Origin of the sequence: Pseudomonas sp. Cab53, from assembly GCF_018325965.1 — a bacterium.
Lineage (GTDB): Bacteria > Pseudomonadota > Gammaproteobacteria > Pseudomonadales > Pseudomonadaceae > Aquipseudomonas > Aquipseudomonas chlororaphis_E.
The window spans coordinates 5,379,215-5,396,395 of the sequence record NZ_AP021902.1 but is presented as its reverse complement, the minus strand read 5'-3'; the positions used below and the strand labels follow the sequence as shown (position 1 = coordinate 5,396,395).

Here is a 17,181-nt window from a genome sequence, read left to right as displayed (position 1 = left end):
TGAGGTGAGCCGACGTCAAAAGCGTCGAGCACGGACTAGATTCTCAAGGGGAGGCCGACGGGCCTCCCTTTTTTATTGAGCGCAGATTCTGTTTTGGCTAGGGGGCGTCATAGCCGCAGGAGCGCAGGCGCTGGCGGGTCAGGCGTTTGTCCGGGTAATCGGCACCCCAATTGAGGTGCTGGTCATAGCGGGATTTGACGTGGGCGCAGGCGGCTTTGATTTTTTCCTCAGCCTCGGCCAGGGCGGCATCGGACAGGCGATTGATTTTCAGGCTCTGGAAGAATGGCAGGATAAAGGCCTGATCCAGGTCATAGCCCTTGGTGCCTTCGGGCAAGCGTTGGCCGGCGCTGACCGAGAACGGCTGTTTCAGGCCGCTCTGGTTTTCCCAGCACCAGTAGGTGACGTCCTCTTCCCAGGTATCCGTCGGGCTGTGCCATATGTCGTAGAAGCGCAGGCATCGCATGCCTTGCCGGGTGACCCACTCGATCTCTTCGGGGCGTGCCTTGCTTGGGGTAAGGTCCATCAGGGCGAGTTTGTTTTGCAGGAACTGTTCAGGAGCATAGAGCGCTCCTTCGTCCTTGCCATCGAGTAGGCCTTCAACGGTGATCCAGCGCGATGAGGCCAGCACGACGAGGTCGTTGGAGCGATAGCTGCCGCTGGCACTCGCCGACTGAATGTCGCGGACCTTGTCATAGTTGAAGCCGCTTTTGACCGTGCCGCACGGCGTGTGCCGCAATGGCCCTGGCAAGTCATAGGAGAAGCGTGGGCTCAAGGTGACCCTTTGCTCCCCGACTTCACACAGCATCCGGCTTAGCCGCCGATCATCTTCATGCACCAGCGGTGTGCGCCCGCAGCCCCACAAGGCCGTGAGTAACAGCGCCAAAGCAACAAACCTAATCTCCAACACGAAGGCCTGTATGACGGGGGCTCGTTCTCGTGCGGATGAAACTGACATACCTTCACTCCCTTGATAGTTCGCTGCGGCGGACGCCGGCTGGCGCTTTCGGCGAATAGAACCGTTCCTGTCGTCGACGAAATCGGCGGGTATCTTAAACCCCGGGGGCAGAGCGGCAAATGCCTGCTAAATAAAGCCTGTGGCTGATAACCTGTCGCAGAACCGGCCTGGGGTTTCCCAGTCTTATCATCAGGCCCTGAACCGTCGTGAGGAATAACATGAAGTCGCGCATCTGGCGTTTGGCAGGTGTTGGTCTGTTGTGGGCAAGTGTCAGTGCGCAGGGAATGGCCGATGATCAGCAAAACCGCGGAGGCCCGGACGGCGGCCGCGGCTACGATCCGCGCGGCGGCAACGACCAGGGCCACATTGAGCAACCCCGGCCCCGGAACAACGAGATCATCCGAGGCGACAACAGCCGGCAGTTCGAGCCGGGTGCCCAGCGCCAGGGCGGCCCCTCCTATGATCGAGGGCCCCGTGACCCCAATGGCTACGGCCGGCCGCCGTCGCCGCCGGGCAATAACTTACCGATCCAGGGGCGACCCGACAGCGTGAACCAGACCCGTGAACCGCAACCGGGGTATTACCGCGATATCCCGCGTCGCGGCGATGGCTATCCCAACGGCGGGCCACGTCCAAGCCATGACAATCGCCCTGAACAGCATTGGCCCGGTCGCCCGGACGGGCACGGCAATGGCTGGGGCCCAGGCCCGCAATATCGCCCGGGGTACGTGATCGACCGTTTCCCGGATCGCAACTACCGCGTGCCCTATCGCGGCCAGGATTACTTCTATTCGGGCGGCTATTGGTACCGTCCCCAGGGGCCACGCTACATCGTGGTCGAGCCGCCACGGGGCATCCGTACCCGTTACCTGCCTGACTACGCCAGGGAAGTGTGGATCGGCAGTTCGCTGTTCTTTCTCGCCGCTGGCGCCTATTACGTCTATGAGGCCAACACCCGGGATTACGTCGTGGTCGAGCCGCCGGTGGCCAACCCGCAGCCTCAACCCCAGGGCAACAGCTACGACGTGGTGGCGTATCCGGCCAACGGCCAGTCACCCGAGCAGGTCAACCAGGACGGCTACGACTGTTATCGCTGGGCGGTGCAGCAGAGTGGTTTCGACCCGCGCAACTACACCTATCCACCAGCGCCGGAGGTAGTGCAGACCTACCGGCAGGCCCAAGGCAGTTGCCTGAGCAGCCGTGGTTACCAGGTGAGTTACTGAAGCGTCAGCGCCCTTTGTGGCGAGGGAGTGTGCTCCCTCGCCACAGGCGGCGCATCAGGCCCTCGCGCCCTTGACCACTTCCGACGGGTCGGCGTGCACCAGCACTTCGGCCTTGGGGTAAGCGCGATGGATGGCGTCGGCGGCCTGGTCGCTGATTTCGTGGGCGATGGACAGGGTCAACTCGCCCGGCAGTTCCAGGTGCAACTGCACGAACCAGTGGTTGCCCGAGATCCGCGTGCGCAGGTCATGGGCGCCCAGCACGCCGGGTACGGCGCAGGCCAGCTCCAGCATGTGCTGGCTGACATCCGGCGGCAGTTCTTCATCCATCAGCACCGCAAAGCTTTCCCGGCCGATCTGGATGGCGCTCCACAAAATGTAGGCGGCAATGCCCAGGCCGAACCAGGCGTCGAGTTGGTACCAGCCGAACCCGGCGAGCACCAGGGCGATCAGGATGCTGCCGTTGAGCAACAGGTCGGAGCGATAGTGCAGCGAGTCGGCACGTACGGCGTTGGAGCCGGTGGCGCGAATGACCCGATGTTGCAGCGCCAGCAGTGCCACGGTCAGGGCCAGGGAAAACACGATTACGCCAACGCTTAGCCAGGGCGCGTCCACCGGGACAGGCTGCTTCAGGCGCTCGATGGCCTGCAATGCGATCAATACGGCACTGCCGCCGATGAACAGCGCCTGGGCCATGCCGGCCAGGGATTCGGCCTTGCCGTGTCCGTAGCGATGGTCATCGTCGGCGGGGCGCAGGGCGTAATGCACCGCCAGCAGATTGAGCAGCGAGGTGACGCCGTCCAGTGCCGAGTCGGTCAGGCCGGCGAGCATGCTCACTGAACCGCTCAGCCACCAGGCCAGCGCCTTGGCGATCACCAGGATCAGCGCCACGGCCACCGAGGCACGGGTGGCCAGGCGCAGCAGGCGCGCGTGTTCAGTCGCCGTGGTCATGGCGCGATCGCTCTTTCAACGGCGCCCTTCATGCGGCGGGCTTGAGACCGAGCGCGGCCAGTTGCTGTGCGCTGCCCTTGTGCTGGATCAGTCGCGGGTCGTCCAGTGGGAAGCTGCGGCCCAGTTCGCGTTCCAGGATCGCCTGCAACACGTGGTTATTGACTGTGCCATCGGGGTTGATGGCCGGCTTGAGTTTTTCTGGCTCGATCTGGACGCTTTTGCCCGGCTCGAAGTAAATGGCGCCGGTGGCGAAATCCACCGCGAACGCGATCAGGCCGGGAATGATGTAGAACAGCAGGCCGACGGCATCGAGCGCGGCAATCGCCGGGTCGATCTTGCCGTCGATCTGGCCACGGCGGTCGGGGTAGAAGATCGAGCCGCAGGCGCTGAGCTGGGTCAGCAGGGTGGCGACCAGGACGCCGCCGATCACGCGAAAGGGAATACGCATCACAATCTCCTGAGCAGATAAAGGCGTTGCTGGTTGGAGTCCAGACCACGCTAAACAGTTCGCCGTTATACTCGGCCCTCTGTTTTGGAGCCAGCATGATTTCTTTGCCGATCGATGAAGTTTTACCTGCCCTGCGCCAAGCCTTGGCGTCCCGCCATGAAGCCGTGCTCGAAGCGCCGCCCGGTGCCGGTAAAACCACCCGTGTTCCCTTGGCCTTGCTGGACGAGCCCTGGCTGGCCGGGCAGACCATCCTTATGCTCGAACCGCGGCGCCTGGCCGCCCGGGCAGCGGCCGAGCGCCTGGCCAGCGAGCTGGGGGAAAAGGTCGGCGAAACGGTCGGCTACCGGATCCGCCTGGACAGCAAGGTGGGCCCCAGGACCCGCATCGAAGTGGTTACCGAAGGCATCCTCACCCGGCGCTTGCAGGACGACCCGGCGTTGGAAGGCGTGGGGCTGCTGATTTTCGATGAGTTCCACGAACGCAGCCTCGACGCCGACCTGGCCCTGGCCTTGAGCCTCAATGGCCGGGAGCTGTTTCGCGACGACCAGCCGCTGAAGATCCTGCTGATGTCCGCCACCCTTGAAGGCGAGCGCCTGGCCGGGCTGCTGGGCGATGCACCGATCCTGCGCAGCGAAGGGCGCATGTTCCCGGTCACGGTGCGTTGGGGGCGTCCGTTCCAGCCGGGCGAGTACATCGAGCCACGCCTGGTGCAGACCGTGCTGGAAGCGCTGCACGATGAAACCGGCAGCGTGCTGGTGTTCCTGCCCGGGCAAGCGGAGATCCGCCGGGTTCACCAGCAGTTGGCCGACGCCCTGGGCGAGGGCGGCAATGTCTTGTTGTGTCCCTTGCACGGTGAACTGGATCTTGCGGCCCAACGCGCTGCCATCGACCCCGCGCCGCCGGGCCAGCGCAAAGTGGTGCTGGCGACCAACATTGCCGAGACCAGCCTGACCATCAATGGCGTGCGGGTGGTGGTCGATGCCGGCCTGGCTCGCGTCCCGCGTTTCGATCCGGGCAGCGGCATGACCCGGCTCGACACCCAGCGCATCTCCCGCGCCAGCGCCACCCAGCGGGCCGGCCGGGCGGGGCGCCTGGAGCCGGGGGCGTGCTATCGGTTGTGGTCCGAAGACCAGCACGAACAATTGGCCGCCTACGCCAGCGCGGAGATTCTCTCGGCGGACCTGGCCGGGTTGGCCCTGCAACTGGGCCGCTGGGGCATGGCGCCGCAGCAACTGGTGTGGCTCGACAGCCCGCCGGCCGCGGCTTATGCCCAGGCCCAGGACCTGCTGCAACGACTGGGCGCGCTGGAGGGCGAACAATTGACCCGCCACGGCCAAGCCATGGCCGAACTGCCTGCCCACCCGCGTATCGCCCATTTGCTGCTGCGCGGCCAGGCGCTGGGGCTGGCGGACATGGCCTGCAACGTCGCCGCGCTGTTGGGCGAGCGCGATATTCTCCGCGGCGCCGGCGCGGACTTGCATAGTCGCCTGGTGTTGCTCTCCGGCGAAGAACGAGCGACTCGCAGTGCCCAGGGCAACGTACAGCGGGCGCGGCAACTGGCCCGGCAATATCGCGGCTATTTACGGGGCAAGGCCGAACAAGCCGTCGCCGATCCCGATCACCCACGCTGGCTCGGCGCCTTGCTGGCGCTGGCCTATCCGGACCGCGTCGCGCAACAGCGGCGGCCCGGCGGCGCGGAATATCGCTTGGCCAACGGCCGCGCGGCACAGTTCGCCGAGGCCGACAGCCTGATGAAACACGCGTGGCTGGTGGTCGCCGACCTGGGCAGCCGCCAGGGCCAGCGCGAAGAACGGATCTACCTGGCGACGGATATTGACCCGGCGCTGTTTGACTCGGTGCTGGCCGAGCAGGTGCGCACCGTGGATCAACTGGACTGGGACGAGCGCGAAGGCGTGCTGCGTGCCGAGCGCCAGCGCAAGGTCGGCGAACTGGTGCTCAGTCGCGAGCCGCTGACCGGCCTGGACGAGGCGGCGCGCAGTCAGGCGTTGGTGAACCTGGTGCGGCGCAAGGGCCTGGAACTGTTGCCCTGGACCCCGGAACTGCGCCAGTGGCAGGCGCGGGTGGCGCTGTTGCGCCGGCTCGACCTGGAGGCCAAGGGCGAGAGCGAATGGCCGGACGTCAGCGACGGGGCATTGCTGGACAGCCTCGAAGACTGGCTGATGCCGTACCTGGGACGGGTGTCGCGCCTCAGTCATTTTGCCAACCTGGACCTCTCGAGTATCGTCCACAACCGGTTGCCCTGGCCGCTGCCGCAACGCTTGGATGAACTGGCACCGCACCATCTGAGCGTGCCTTCGGGGTCGTCGATCCGCCTGGACTACAGCGAGCACCCGCCGATCCTGGCGGTGCGCCTGCAGGAACTCTTCGGCCTGGCGGACACCCCGCGTATCGCCGGTGGCCGCCAGGTCGTCAAGCTGCACCTGCTGTCACCGGCGCGCCGGCCGGTGCAGGTCACCCAGGACCTGGCGAACTTCTGGCGCAGCACCTACGCCGAGGTGAAGAAAGACCTCAAGGGCCGTTACCCCAAGCATTACTGGCCTGACGATCCGCTGGTGGCGGAGGCGACGGCGCGGGCCAAGCCGCGCAAGGCCTGACGATGCGTCGGCGTTGGATTCAAGCAGGCTTCGCGGCAGGCGGCTGGCGCAGGTGCCTTTCCACGATGTCTGCAATCAAGAGGCCTATTTTCTCGGAGAAGGTCACCGAGAGTTGGCCGTTGGTGTATTGGAGCCTGGCCGGGGCGAGCGATTCGTCGCTTTCGGTCACCCCTTTTGCCACCGCATAGCCGTTGATCGAGACCGTCAGGCGCACTCTCTTGACGGACAAACCATCGCCAAAATCCTTTTGCAGGACGTCCGCCGGGACGGCTCCTGAAATCCTGGGGTCCGACAGCGGTGAACCGGCCTGCCTGTCGTAATGGTTGAAGAAGCGCTCGATGAGCACCCCGTCCGCCCGCTCGAAAGTGAATGTCAGGTTGTCGAACAGCCTCTGCGGGTCGAAGGCCTGGGTGCGCAGGCAGAACGTCAGAACCTTCAGGATGATCTGCGAGCCTTTGAAGAGAGGATCGCCGGCGGGCGGGTGAACGGTTTCGCAAAAATGCAGCCGGGTCAGGTACAGGCAATCGTCCTTGACGAGGATGTTCAGGTCGATTCTGGGCGGCATGGTTTTTATCCCGGCCGCTGCGATGCCATACCATTCGTAGAAGCCACCGAACCTGTCATGGATAGGGGTGTTGGGCCTGCGCCCGTTGTTGATGTCGGATTCGTAGTAGAGCATGTCGGAACACAAGGACTCCGCCAGTTCTTCAGTCGGCGAAATGTGTGCCCAGTCCCAATGCTGGATGGACGTGAAGCGTTGGTCTTCGGTTTGAATTTTGCTTTTGAGGTGGTGCGTCCCGGAGCCGGCCAGGTAGCAGGTGCCAAAGTGCTCGGTGGTCACCGTGGCTTCGGGGCGGTGGATATAGGCGCGCCGGCCGCCTTGTCCATCCAGCAGCACGCCCAGCATGTGGAAGGCGCTCGCGGTCGCGCCCATGCTCATCAGGACCTGATCGATCATGGCCGCCTCAATCAGCGCGTCGGGTTGATAGCCGAGCTTGATCTCGATGGATTGTGATAACGCCACCCAGAATTCATAGGCCGACCGGCAATCCCCGGCAAAGGCGAGCATGCCGCTGTGGTTCGGCAGGAGGTAGGTTTTACGCCCCATGCGGGCGATATGGAACGGCCCGTCCTGGTCATGCCAGTCAGTCGGTATCAGCCCCAGCGAAGGCACCCAGACAGACATTGATTGGCGCTTGTCCGGCCCGTCGGCGCTGATCAGGCAATCGGCGATCAAGTGGGGGTCGTGCTCAGGGTTGATCAGCGCGATGACGGTCATGGTGAGTTCTCCAGGTGAGTCCGATCAGTGGGGCGTGCATTCCATGGGCGGCTGTCAGGGCTGGCGGAGTGGCTAGGGGGCGGCCGGCAACAGAAACCGTGCAATCACCGGCAGATGGTCCGAGATCCGCAACGTGTCGTCCTGGCGTACCTGGGCTTCCACCCGCTTGATCCGCGGGCTGTAGAACAGGTAGTCGACGGTGCGGTCGGGGCCGTTGAGGCCCGGGTCGTTTGGGTAGTGGGTCAACCAGTGCTCGCGGTCGATGCCGCTGGCTTCGTTGTTGGTGGGGATCATCGGGTACTTGTCCCACAGCAGGTGCAGGGCGCTGTCGGCGGAGTAGGGCGTGCGCTGTTCTACCGGCAGGCGTCGGTACTGGCCGAGGGGCAGCAGGTTGAAATCGCCGCCGATCAGCCACGGCGTGCCGGATGATTCGAGTTTGTCCAAGGCCCTGGTCACGGCGGCCACTTGCCGGGGCAAGGTCTCGTCCGGTTCGGTGGCCCGTTCCAGATGGGTGTTGAGCACTGCCAGGCGACCGCCGTCCTTGAGCGCCAGGTAGCTCACCAGCAGGGCGTTCTTGGGTTGGAACTGGCGACTGATGAAGTTGGCATCGGCCACCGGCAGTTGCACCCGTTCGGCGTGGTCGATGCGATAGCGGCTCAGCGTCGCCAGTTGTCGACCGACACTGCCGAAGATATGCGGGTCGGGGATGAATTCGGCCTTCCAGTCGAAGGCGCTGGTGGCGCAGGGGTAGAGATCGGCCAGGCGTTCCTGCAACAGCTTGAGCTGATCCTGGTAGTCGCTGGCCTTGGCGCCATGGTCCAGTTCCTGGAGCAGGACGATGTCCGGTTGCTCGTCGCGAATGACCCGTGCCACTTCATCGAGGCTGAAGGCCATGTCTTCCAGGGTCGGGCTTTCGTCGTCGCCCTGGGCCAGGTCGTGCCAGAACACGTAGCGCTTGCCGGCCAGGAACTGCACGTTCCAGGTCATCACCTTCAAGGCCTGGCCGGGCATCAGTGGCGCTGCGTTGGCGGCGCAACTGACCGGCAGGGTTTCCCGGGGTGTGGGCGCCAGGTCGAACCGTAGATCGCCAGGGCGGCCAGGCACAGGATCGACAGCAGGCCCAGCAGGGTATAGCGCAGTAGACGGGTCATGGCTCAGCTTATGGGCGAACGCAAAAGTGAGCCCGAGCATAACCGAGAGCGGTTCCCAAGCCCAAGCCCGGGACTTGCGCCGCGTGGCTCAGCGGTTCTCGGGCCTTGCTTCGAGCAGCATGAAGATGCGGAACAACACCACGCTGGTGAACAGTTGCAGGAAGCTGTGGACGCTGTCGATCAACAGGCTGATAACCGGGTTCAGGGGGCCCGGATACGCCGAGACACTGGCGCCCTTGAGCAACCACAGCGGCGCCATCACACAGAGAATGCAGGTCAGGATCCGCCAGAAATTGCCGCGGCTCATGGCCAGGCTTTCCTTCATGGCGGCCAGCGGCGTGAGGCCCCTGAGTACCAGCAGGTATTCGCTGAAGGCCAGGGTCACCATCAGCCACAGGCCCGGCAGGAAGTACAAGGTAATGCCCACCAGGATCAGCAGCGTGTTGAGGGCGGTCAACAAGGCAAAGCGTGGCCACAGGGTCAGCGCCGTGGCGAGCAGGTCGCGCGTGCGTGGCGTCTCGCCGCGGCTGCGGGCGTCGAGAAACAGAATCAGCGCGGCGGTGTAGAGCGGGTACACCAGCAGCCCGACGATCACGCTGTAGCCGGGAAAGCCTTCCGGGCCGACGGCGCTGTCCACGCCTTGCTGCAGCAGGGCCTCGAGTATGACCAAGGGCAGGCAAAGCTGGGCGATCCGGCCCAGATGGCGCTTGAAGAAATACAGAGAGTCGCGCAGCACGTCAAACGGATTCATGGTCGCATCGCAGGTCTAAAAGCGGTCCGACACTTTAACCGATCAGGTGCCCGCACAAGCAAACGTAAACATCTGGTAAAGACCGTTGAAACCGTCCAGGCCAGCCCCATTACTGATGGGCACCGGTCGTGTGATCGGAATGGTTTTCTACCCGGCAATCTGATGAGGTCGCCATGAACAGCGAAGAACAAACCCTGATCGATGGACTGTTTTCACGGCTGCAACAGGCCGAAAAGGATTCAGCCCCGCGCGACGCCCAGGCCGAGGCGCGGATCAAGGAACACCTGGCGAGCCAGCCCGCCGCGGGCTATTTCATGGCCCAGGCGATTCTGGTGCAGGAGGCCGCGATCAAGCGTCTGGATGAGCAGAACCGGCAGCTCGCCCAGCAAGTCGAGCAATTGCAGGCCGAGCTGCAGCAGGCCCGGAGCCAGGCGCCGGCATCAAGCAGTGGCGGCGGTGGTTTTCTGTCGAGTATTTTTGGCGGCAGCAACCGGGACTCACGCCCTGCACCTGCTCCAAGCGCTCCGGTCTCCGGCGGCTGGCGTGAACCGGGGCGGCCTTCGTTCAATTCGGCCCCGCCCCAACAGGGCTTCAGCGCGCCGCCTTCGGGCTACGGTGCCCCGCAACAGCAGGCCCCGGCAGCCAGCAGTTTCCTCGGTGGCGCGCTGAAAACCGCTGCGGGCGTAGCCGGTGGCGTCATGCTGGCCCAAGGCATCAGCAGCTTGTTCCACAGCGGCCAGCAGCCGCAGGAAATCGTCGAGGTCATCAAGGAAGAGCCCGCTCAACCGGTCAATGACACCGGTGACAACGGCTGGGGCGATGACCAGCGCGTGGCCGATAACCAGGCCTATGGCAACGATTCGGATGGTTTCAGCGACGCCGACTACAGCGACGACGGATCCTTCTTCGGCGACGACGACTCCTTCGTCTGACCTGCCATTCGTCCGGGGCGCCCTGGCGCCTCGGGCCGATTATTCGCGGAACATTCCCCTTGGCTGGCATACTGGGGACTTTTCGGGCCAGATGGCCTGCGCTTGTGCAGCCAAGAGGAAACGCGGTGAAGAAAATTGCAGTGTTCGCCGATGTCCAGAACCTCTACTACACGGTGCGCCAGGCCTACGGTTGCCACTTCAACTACGCCGCGCTGTGGGCCGATGTCAGCAAGCAGGGGCAGATCGTCGAGGCCTATGCCTATGCGATCGACCGTGGCGACAGCAAGCAGCAGCAGTTCCAGCAGATCCTGCGCAACCTGGGTTTCACCGTGAAGCTCAAGCCCTACATCCAGCGCAGCGACGGCTCGGCCAAGGGCGATTGGGACGTGGGCATCACGCTGGACATCATGGACGCGGCCGACCATGTCGACGAAGTGGTGCTGGCCTCCGGTGATGGCGATTTCGACATGCTGCTCGAACGCATCATCAGCAAGCATGGTGTGCAGGCGGTGGCCTATGGCGTGCCGGGGCTGACCGCCAACTCGTTGATCCGCGCCGCCAGCCGTTACGTGCCCATCGAAGGCGCGTTGCTGCTCAAGAATTGATTTTTACGGAGTTCAGCAGGTTTGGAACGCATCGCAGTCATCGACTTTGAAACCACCGGCATCACCCCCAGCAGCAGTTGCCGGGCCACCGAGATTGCCGTGGTGATCCTCGAACAGGGCCGGATTGTCGACCGTTACCAGAGCCTGATGAATGCCGGTGTGCGCGTTCCGGCCTTCATCGAGCAACTGACCGGCATCAGCAACGCCATGCTGCGCAGCGCCCCGCCGGCCGAGAAGGTGATGAACGAGGTCAATGAGTTTGTCGGCATCACGCCGCTGCTGGCTCATAACGCCGCCTTCGACCAGAAGTTCTGGGACTTCGAACTGGGACGAATCAAGCGCACCCGCCTGCAGAACTTCGCCTGCTCACTGCTGCTGGCCCGGCGCCTGATGCCGGCCGCGCCGAACCACAAGCTCGGTACGCTCAACACCTTCGCCGGCCTACCCCACACCGGCCAGGCTCACCGAGCCATGGCCGATGCCGAAATGGCCGCCAACCTCACCGCGCACCTGGCCTCGGAGCTGCGGCAAAAGCATGGGTTGCAGACGTTGTCCCATGATCTGTTGTGCCGCTTGCAGAAAGTGCCGGCGGCCAAGATCAATGAGCATCTCAAGCGCCATCGCGGATTCTGAACACACCACAGAACCCTTGTGGGAGCGGGCTTGATCCTTATTTCCCGTTGCCTTCCAACTGCCCCAGTGGCACACGCTTTTCAATGGCGCTGGACAGCACGATCGAGGTCTTGCTGAAGCCGAACTTGGCGATGCGGTTGATCAGTGCTTCCAGCTCCGGCATCGAGCCCACTGCTGCCTGCATGATCACGCAGGGGTCGCCGGTTACCCGGTGGCATTCGGTCAGTTGGGGGATCTTGCACAAGTCGTCGTATGCCTTCTGGTTGCCGTGCTGGTTCATCCGCAGTTCGATCACGCACTGCACCGGCAGGCCGATCTTCGCCATGTCGACCTTGGCCTGATAGCCGGTGATCACCCCGCTGGCCTCCAGCTTGCTGACGCGCTCGGCCACGGCCGGCGCCGACAGGTTCACTTTGCGGGCCAGGTCGGCGTAGGAAGCCCGGCCGTTTTCCAACAGGGCGGCGAGCAACATGCGGTCGTATTTATCCACGGGGAGGGCGTCCAACTGAGATGACTTTCGAAAGCACGGTTTATAGCGTCGATCTCCTTGTTTTGAAAAGTGTATGGCTGCGATAAACAGGTTTTGTAGCTTATTTTCCGCTCGTCGCCTTTCTAGAATAGCGGCTCTCCTTGTCCTGACTTCGAGCTGACCATGCCGGGCCTACGCCGTTTTCCTCTGCCACTGATCGCTGCCTTTTTCGCCTTGTATGTCATCTGGGGGTCGACCTACCTGGTGATCCGCCTCGGCGTCGAGCATTGGCCGCCGCTACTCCTGGCAGGTATTCGCTTTGTGTTGGCCGGGTCGTTGATGTACGGCTTTTTGCGCTGGCGCGGGGCACCGGCGCCGACCTGGGCGCAGTGGAAGGCCGGGGCCCTCATCGGCGTGTTGCTGCTCAGCTTTGGCAACGGCGCGGTCAGCGTGGCCGAGCACTCGGGCGTGGCGTCCGGGGTAGCGGCCCTGGCCGTGGCCACGGTGCCGTTGTTCACCTTGCTCTGCGGATATTTCTGGGGCGCGCGTAATACTCGTCTGGAATGGGCCGGCATCGTGCTCGGCTTGATTGGCATCGCCATGCTCAACCTGGGTTCCAACCTGCAATCGAGTCCGTTGGGGGCGACCTTGCTGTTGTTCGCGGCCGCGTCCTGGGCCTTTGGCTCGGTGCTGAGCAAACACGTGCCGCTGCCGGCGGGAGCAATGGCCAGCGCCGTTGAAATGCTGGTGGGCGGCGTGGTGCTGCTGATCGGCAGCTTCGTCAGTGGTGAGCACCTGGAGCGCGTACCGCCGTTCGAAGGCTGGTTCGCGCTGGCCTACCTGACCTTCTTCGGTTCGATCATCGCCTTCAACGCCTACATGTACCTGCTCAAGCATGTCCGTCCGGCGGCGGCCACCAGCTACGCCTACGTCAACCCGGCGGTGGCGGTGTTACTGGGCATCGTGTTTGCCGGCGAGACCATCGGCATTGAAGAGGCCTTGGCGATGCTGGTGATCATCAGCGCCGTGGTGCTGATCGGGCTGCCCCAGTGGCGCAAGCCCAAGCCTGCGCCGGTCGAATCCTGAATTGAGGTAAACTGCCGCGTATTGCACACCATGCGCTGACTTTTCCTACGGTATTTCCATGACTTTCGCCTCCCTTGGCCTGATCGAACCCTTGCTGCGCGCCCTCGACACGCTCGGCTACCAGACCCCGACCCCGGTGCAGGCCCAGGCCATGCCGGCGGTGCTGGCCGGTCGTGACCTGATGGCCGCGGCCCAGACCGGCACCGGCAAGACCGCCGGTTTCGCCGTGCCGCTGTTGCAGTTGCTGACCACCGAAGGACCGAAAGTGGCGGCCAACTCGGTGCGGGCGCTGATCCTGGTGCCGACCCGCGAACTGGCCGAGCAGGTCCATGAAAGCGTGCGTGAGTACGCGCAGAACCTGCCGTTGAGCACCTACGCGGTGTACGGCGGCGTCAGCATCAACCCGCAGATGATGAAGCTGCGCAAAGGCGTCGACCTGCTGGTCGCCACGCCGGGGCGCCTGCTCGACCTGTTCCGCCAGAACGCGCTGAAGTTCAACCAGCTGCAAACCCTGGTGCTGGACGAAGCCGACCGCATGCTCGACCTGGGCTTCTCCGAGGAATTGGCGAATATCTACCGGGCGCTGCCGAAGAAGCGCCAGACGTTGCTGTTCTCGGCGACCTTTTCCGACGCGATCCGCTTGCTGGCCGGGCAGATGCTCAACGACCCGCTGAGCATCGAAGTGAGCCCGCGCAACGTGGCTGCCAACACCGTCAAGCAATGGGTGGTGACGGTGGACAAGAAGCGCAAGCCGGAACTGTTCGTGCACCTGATGCGCAAGGACAAGTGGAAGCAGGTGCTGGTGTTCGCCAAGACCCGTAACGGGGTCGATGCATTGGTGGAAAAACTCCAGGGCCTGGGCGTCAACGCCGATGGCATCCACGGCGACAAGCCCCAGGCCACGCGCCAGCGTGCACTGGACCGTTTCAAAGTGGGGGAGGTGCAGATCCTGGTGGCCACCGACGTCGCCGCCCGTGGCCTGGATATCGAGGATTTGCCGTTGGTGGTGAATTTCGACCTGCCGATCGTGGCCGAGGACTACATCCATCGCATTGGCCGTACCGGTCGGGCGGGCTCGACCGGGCAAGCGATTTCCCTGGTCTGCGCCGACGAAGTGAATCTGCTGTCAGCCATCGAAACCCTGACTCGTCAGACGCTGCCCCGGCAAACGGAGCATGATTTCGAGCCGGAACACCGGGTCCCGGAAACCGACGCCAGCGGCCAGGTCATCAAGAAACCGAAAAAGCCGAAGAAACCGAAAACCGCCGGCGGTGGCGGCAAGCGTAACCTGGGCAAATGGGTGGACAGCGGTGATGCGGCGCCGGTGGAGCCTTCGGTCAAACCTGTGCGTAAAGTGCCGGTGTTCAACACCGGGCCGCGCAAGAAAAAATAGCTGTGCGGGCGATTTGCGCCCCTCAGTGCAAAAACGGCCACCCTTTATTGCCGTTCGTCGCCCCGAAAACCTTTGATCCGCCGCCGTTCACCCGCGCATTGAGGGGCGAACCGCGGCGCTGATCGTGTGCGACCAGATCGTAGGAATTTTCCTGACTTTTGCAAAGATCGGGATTTGTCCTATGAGCAGGCGGCCACGCCTTGGTAACATGTCGTACATATGGAGTTCTTCATTTTGTTGGGAGTGGTTGGGTAGATGGGTGTGGTCGAAGCAAGTATTGCTAAATTCAAGAGTAAGGATGCGGTAATCGGGATCGTAGGCCTGGGTTACGTCGGATTGCCGTTGATGCTTCGCTACAACGCTATCGGTTTCCGCGTCCTGGGAATCGATATCGATACCGATAAAGTGGCCAAACTCAATGCGGGCCAGAGCTACATTGAGCACATTGCCAGCAGCCATATCGCCCAAGCACGGGCGACGGGCTTCATGGCGACGAGCGATTTCAGCAAGGTCAGCGAATGTGATGCGCTCATTCTGTGCGTGCCGACGCCGCTGAACAAATATCGCGAGCCGGACATGAGCTTCGTGATCAACACCACCGACGCCATCAAGCCTTATCTGCGCGCCGGTCAGGTGGTTTCGCTGGAAAGCACCACTTACCCGGGCACCACCGAGGAAGAGCTCCTGCCTCGCGTCGAGGAAGGCAACCTGGTCACTGGCGAAGACATCTTCCTGGTCTACTCCCCCGAACGAGAAGACCCGGGCAATCCCGATTTTGAAACCCGTACCATTCCCAAGGTCATCGGTGGCCACACACCTAACTGCCTTCAGGTCGGTATCGCCCTTTACGAGCAGGCCATCGACCAGGTCGTGACGGTCAGTTCCACCAAAGCCGCCGAGATGACCAAGCTGCTGGAGAATATCCATCGCGCGGTGAACATCGGTCTGGTGAACGAGATGAAGGTCGTGGCCGATCGCATGGGCATCGACATCTTCGAAGTGGTTGACGCCGCGGCCACCAAGCCCTTCGGTTTTACCGCGTATTATCCTGGGCCCGGGTTGGGCGGCCATTGCATCCCGATCGACCCGTTCTACCTGACGTGGAAGGCTCGCGAGTATGGCCTGCATACGCGCTTCATCGAGCTTTCCGGCGAAGTCAACCAGGCCATGCCGGAGTATGTGGTCGGCAAGTTGATGGACGGATTGAACAACGAAGGCAAGGCCCTCAAAGGCAGCCGAGTGCTGGTCCTGGGGATTGCCTACAAGAAGAACGTCGATGATATGCGCGAGTCGCCATCGGTCGAAATCATGGAGCTGCTCGAAGCCAAGGGCGCCGTCGTTGCCTACAGCGACCCGCACGTCCCGGTATTCCCCAAGATGCGTGAGCACCATTTCACGCTGTCGAGTGAGCCGCTCACGGCGGATAACCTGGCGTCGTTCGACGCAGTGATTCTCGCCACAGACCATGAGAAGTTCGACTACGAGCTGATCAAGGACGCCGCTCGCCTGATCGTTGACAGCCGTGGCAAGTACCGTACGCCCGCGGCACATATCATCAAGGCCTGACAGCCGGTCTACAGGGTCGGACCAGCAGAAAGCGGGCTTGCGCTTGCCCCGCCTGCCGGTCCCGCTTCGAGGCAATACCCCTTTTTTGAGGTCTTTCCATGAAACGTTTTGCTCTTATCGGTGCTGCCGGCTATATCGCCCCGCGCCATATGCGCGCTATCAAAGACACCGGTCACGAGTTGGTCTGCGCCTACGACATCAATGATTCGGTCGGGATCATCGATAGCCTGTCGCCACAAAGCGAGTTCTTCACAGAATTCGAGCGCTTTTATGACTACGCCTGGCGGCTCAAGCGCGATCCTGCCACGGCGCTGGATTTCGTTTCGATCTGCTCCCCCAACTACCTGCATCATCCGCATATCACCGCGGGGCTGCGCCTGGGCTGCGACGTGATCTGCGAAAAGCCGCTGGTGCCGACCACCGCCATGCTCGACGACCTGAGCCTGACCGAGCGGGAGACGGGCAAGCGCCTGTGGAACATCCTGCAACTGCGTCATCACCAGGCCATCATCGACCTGAAAAATCGGGTCCAGGTCGAAAAGCGCGCCCACAAGCATGAGGTCGACCTGACCTACATCACCAGCCGGGGCCGGTGGTACATGGAAAGCTGGAAAGGCGACCCTCGCAAGTCGTTCGGCGTTGCCACCAACATTGGCGTGCACTTCTACGACATGCTGCATTTCATCTTCGGCAAATTGCAGCGTAACGTCGTTCACTACGCCAACGATTTCAAGGCGGCTGGCTATCTGGAATACGAAAATGCCCGTGTGCGTTGGTTCCTTTCCATCGACGCCGATGACCTGCCGGCGTCCGTGAAGGGCAAGAAACCGACGTACCGCTCCATTACGTGTGATGGCGAGGAAATCGAGTTCTCCGAAGGCTTCACCGACCTGCACACGGTCAGCTACCAGGCGGTCCTGGATGGCAAAGGCTACGGCATCGAAGATGCGCGGCACTGTGTTGAAACGGTGGAGACCATTCGCACCTTGACCCCGACTCGCGCCCAAGAAGGCGAAGGTCACCCGTTCGTAGCAGGGCTGAAGTAAGCCCAGGGAACATGGTGGCAACATGAAACAGCAGGTTGCCAGCATTGCGGTAACCCGCTGTTTTTGTATATGCGTACCATG

At 62.9% G+C, this 17,181-nt stretch carries 15 protein-coding genes and 1 pseudogene; 9 read left to right on the top strand and 7 right to left on the bottom strand.

Going from position 1 to position 17,181, the window contains the following annotated elements; translation table 11 throughout:
• Positions 1 to 97 precede the first annotated feature (97 nt).
• On the bottom strand, positions 98 to 883 hold the full coding sequence (locus tag KI241_RS23660; protein ID WP_234407978.1) for a hypothetical protein: 786 nt from the start codon (positions 881 to 883) through the stop codon (positions 98 to 100).
• Between the two features lie 290 nt (positions 884 to 1,173).
• Between KI241_RS23660 and KI241_RS23655 the strand changes: the two genes are divergently transcribed.
• Positions 1,174 to 2,178 (top strand): DUF6515 family protein, encoded by a 1,005-nt coding sequence (locus tag KI241_RS23655; RefSeq protein ID WP_042731235.1) that lies wholly within the window; start codon positions 1,174 to 1,176, stop codon positions 2,176 to 2,178.
• Between the two features lie 54 nt (positions 2,179 to 2,232).
• Here the strand turns inward: KI241_RS23655 and KI241_RS23650 are convergent, their stop codons facing one another.
• Together KI241_RS23650 and KI241_RS23645 are read right to left on the bottom strand one after the other, a co-directional pair.
• Positions 2,233 to 3,126: a cation diffusion facilitator family transporter gene (locus KI241_RS23650; protein ID WP_042731234.1), complete on the bottom strand. Its 894-nt coding sequence runs from the start codon at positions 3,124 to 3,126 to the stop codon at positions 2,233 to 2,235.
• 28 nt (positions 3,127 to 3,154) lie between these two features.
• Complete coding sequence (locus KI241_RS23645; protein WP_042731233.1) at positions 3,155 to 3,574, bottom strand: hypothetical protein; 420 nt, start codon at positions 3,572 to 3,574, stop codon at positions 3,155 to 3,157.
• 95 nt (positions 3,575 to 3,669) lie between these two features.
• Between KI241_RS23645 and hrpB the strand changes: the two genes are divergently transcribed.
• Entirely contained in the window at positions 3,670 to 6,189 is a 2,520-nt protein-coding gene (gene hrpB, locus KI241_RS23640; RefSeq protein WP_042731232.1) for an ATP-dependent helicase HrpB, read from the top strand.
• Between the two features lie 19 nt (positions 6,190 to 6,208).
• On the opposite strand, the gene KI241_RS23635 is transcribed toward hrpB, so the two are convergent.
• From KI241_RS23635 to KI241_RS23625, 3 genes and pseudogenes are all read right to left on the bottom strand, one after another.
• Positions 6,209 to 7,468, bottom strand: a complete 1,260-nt coding sequence (locus tag KI241_RS23635) for a hypothetical protein (RefSeq protein ID WP_212803056.1) — start codon at positions 7,466 to 7,468, stop codon at positions 6,209 to 6,211.
• A 72-nt stretch (positions 7,469 to 7,540) separates the two neighbouring features.
• Positions 7,541 to 8,619 (bottom strand): annotated as a pseudogene (locus KI241_RS23630) (endonuclease/exonuclease/phosphatase family protein).
• A gap of 88 nt (positions 8,620 to 8,707) precedes the next feature.
• Positions 8,708 to 9,370, bottom strand: a complete 663-nt coding sequence (locus KI241_RS23625) for a YciC family protein (RefSeq protein WP_212803055.1) — start codon at positions 9,368 to 9,370, stop codon at positions 8,708 to 8,710.
• Positions 9,371 to 9,543: 173 nt separating this feature from the next.
• Between KI241_RS23625 and KI241_RS23620 the strand changes: the two genes are divergently transcribed.
• From KI241_RS23620 to KI241_RS23610, 3 genes are all read left to right on the top strand, one after another.
• Positions 9,544 to 10,302 carry a DUF2076 domain-containing protein gene (locus KI241_RS23620; protein ID WP_212803054.1) on the top strand — a complete coding sequence of 253 codons (759 nt, stop codon included), beginning with the start codon at positions 9,544 to 9,546 and terminating at the stop codon, positions 10,300 to 10,302.
• 125 nt (positions 10,303 to 10,427) lie between these two features.
• Positions 10,428 to 10,907 carry an NYN domain-containing protein gene (locus tag KI241_RS23615; protein ID WP_030140338.1) on the top strand — a complete coding sequence of 160 codons (480 nt, stop codon included), beginning with the start codon at positions 10,428 to 10,430 and terminating at the stop codon, positions 10,905 to 10,907.
• A gap of 21 nt (positions 10,908 to 10,928) precedes the next feature.
• Positions 10,929 to 11,540, top strand: coding sequence for a 3'-5' exonuclease (locus KI241_RS23610; RefSeq protein ID WP_047736323.1), 612 nt, complete (start codon positions 10,929 to 10,931; stop codon positions 11,538 to 11,540).
• A 37-nt stretch (positions 11,541 to 11,577) separates the two neighbouring features.
• Here the strand turns inward: KI241_RS23610 and KI241_RS23605 are convergent, their stop codons facing one another.
• Complete coding sequence (locus KI241_RS23605; protein WP_042728456.1) at positions 11,578 to 12,030, bottom strand: Lrp/AsnC family transcriptional regulator; 453 nt, start codon at positions 12,028 to 12,030, stop codon at positions 11,578 to 11,580.
• A gap of 162 nt (positions 12,031 to 12,192) precedes the next feature.
• On the opposite strand from KI241_RS23605, the gene yedA reads away from it, so the two are divergent.
• From yedA to KI241_RS23585, 4 genes are all read left to right on the top strand, one after another.
• Positions 12,193 to 13,095: a drug/metabolite exporter YedA gene (gene yedA / locus KI241_RS23600; RefSeq protein ID WP_042728455.1), complete on the top strand. Its 903-nt coding sequence runs from the start codon at positions 12,193 to 12,195 to the stop codon at positions 13,093 to 13,095.
• 58 nt (positions 13,096 to 13,153) lie between these two features.
• Positions 13,154 to 14,488, top strand: a complete 1,335-nt coding sequence (locus KI241_RS23595) for a DEAD/DEAH box helicase (protein ID WP_212803053.1) — start codon at positions 13,154 to 13,156, stop codon at positions 14,486 to 14,488.
• Positions 14,489 to 14,743: 255 nt separating this feature from the next.
• Positions 14,744 to 16,054: a UDP-N-acetyl-D-glucosamine 6-dehydrogenase gene (gene wbpA / locus KI241_RS23590; RefSeq protein ID WP_042728453.1), complete on the top strand. Its 1,311-nt coding sequence runs from the start codon at positions 14,744 to 14,746 to the stop codon at positions 16,052 to 16,054.
• 98 nt (positions 16,055 to 16,152) lie between these two features.
• Positions 16,153 to 17,100 carry a Gfo/Idh/MocA family oxidoreductase gene (locus KI241_RS23585; RefSeq protein ID WP_042728452.1) on the top strand — a complete coding sequence of 316 codons (948 nt, stop codon included), beginning with the start codon at positions 16,153 to 16,155 and terminating at the stop codon, positions 17,098 to 17,100.
• The last annotated feature ends 81 nt before the right edge of the window (positions 17,101 to 17,181 follow it).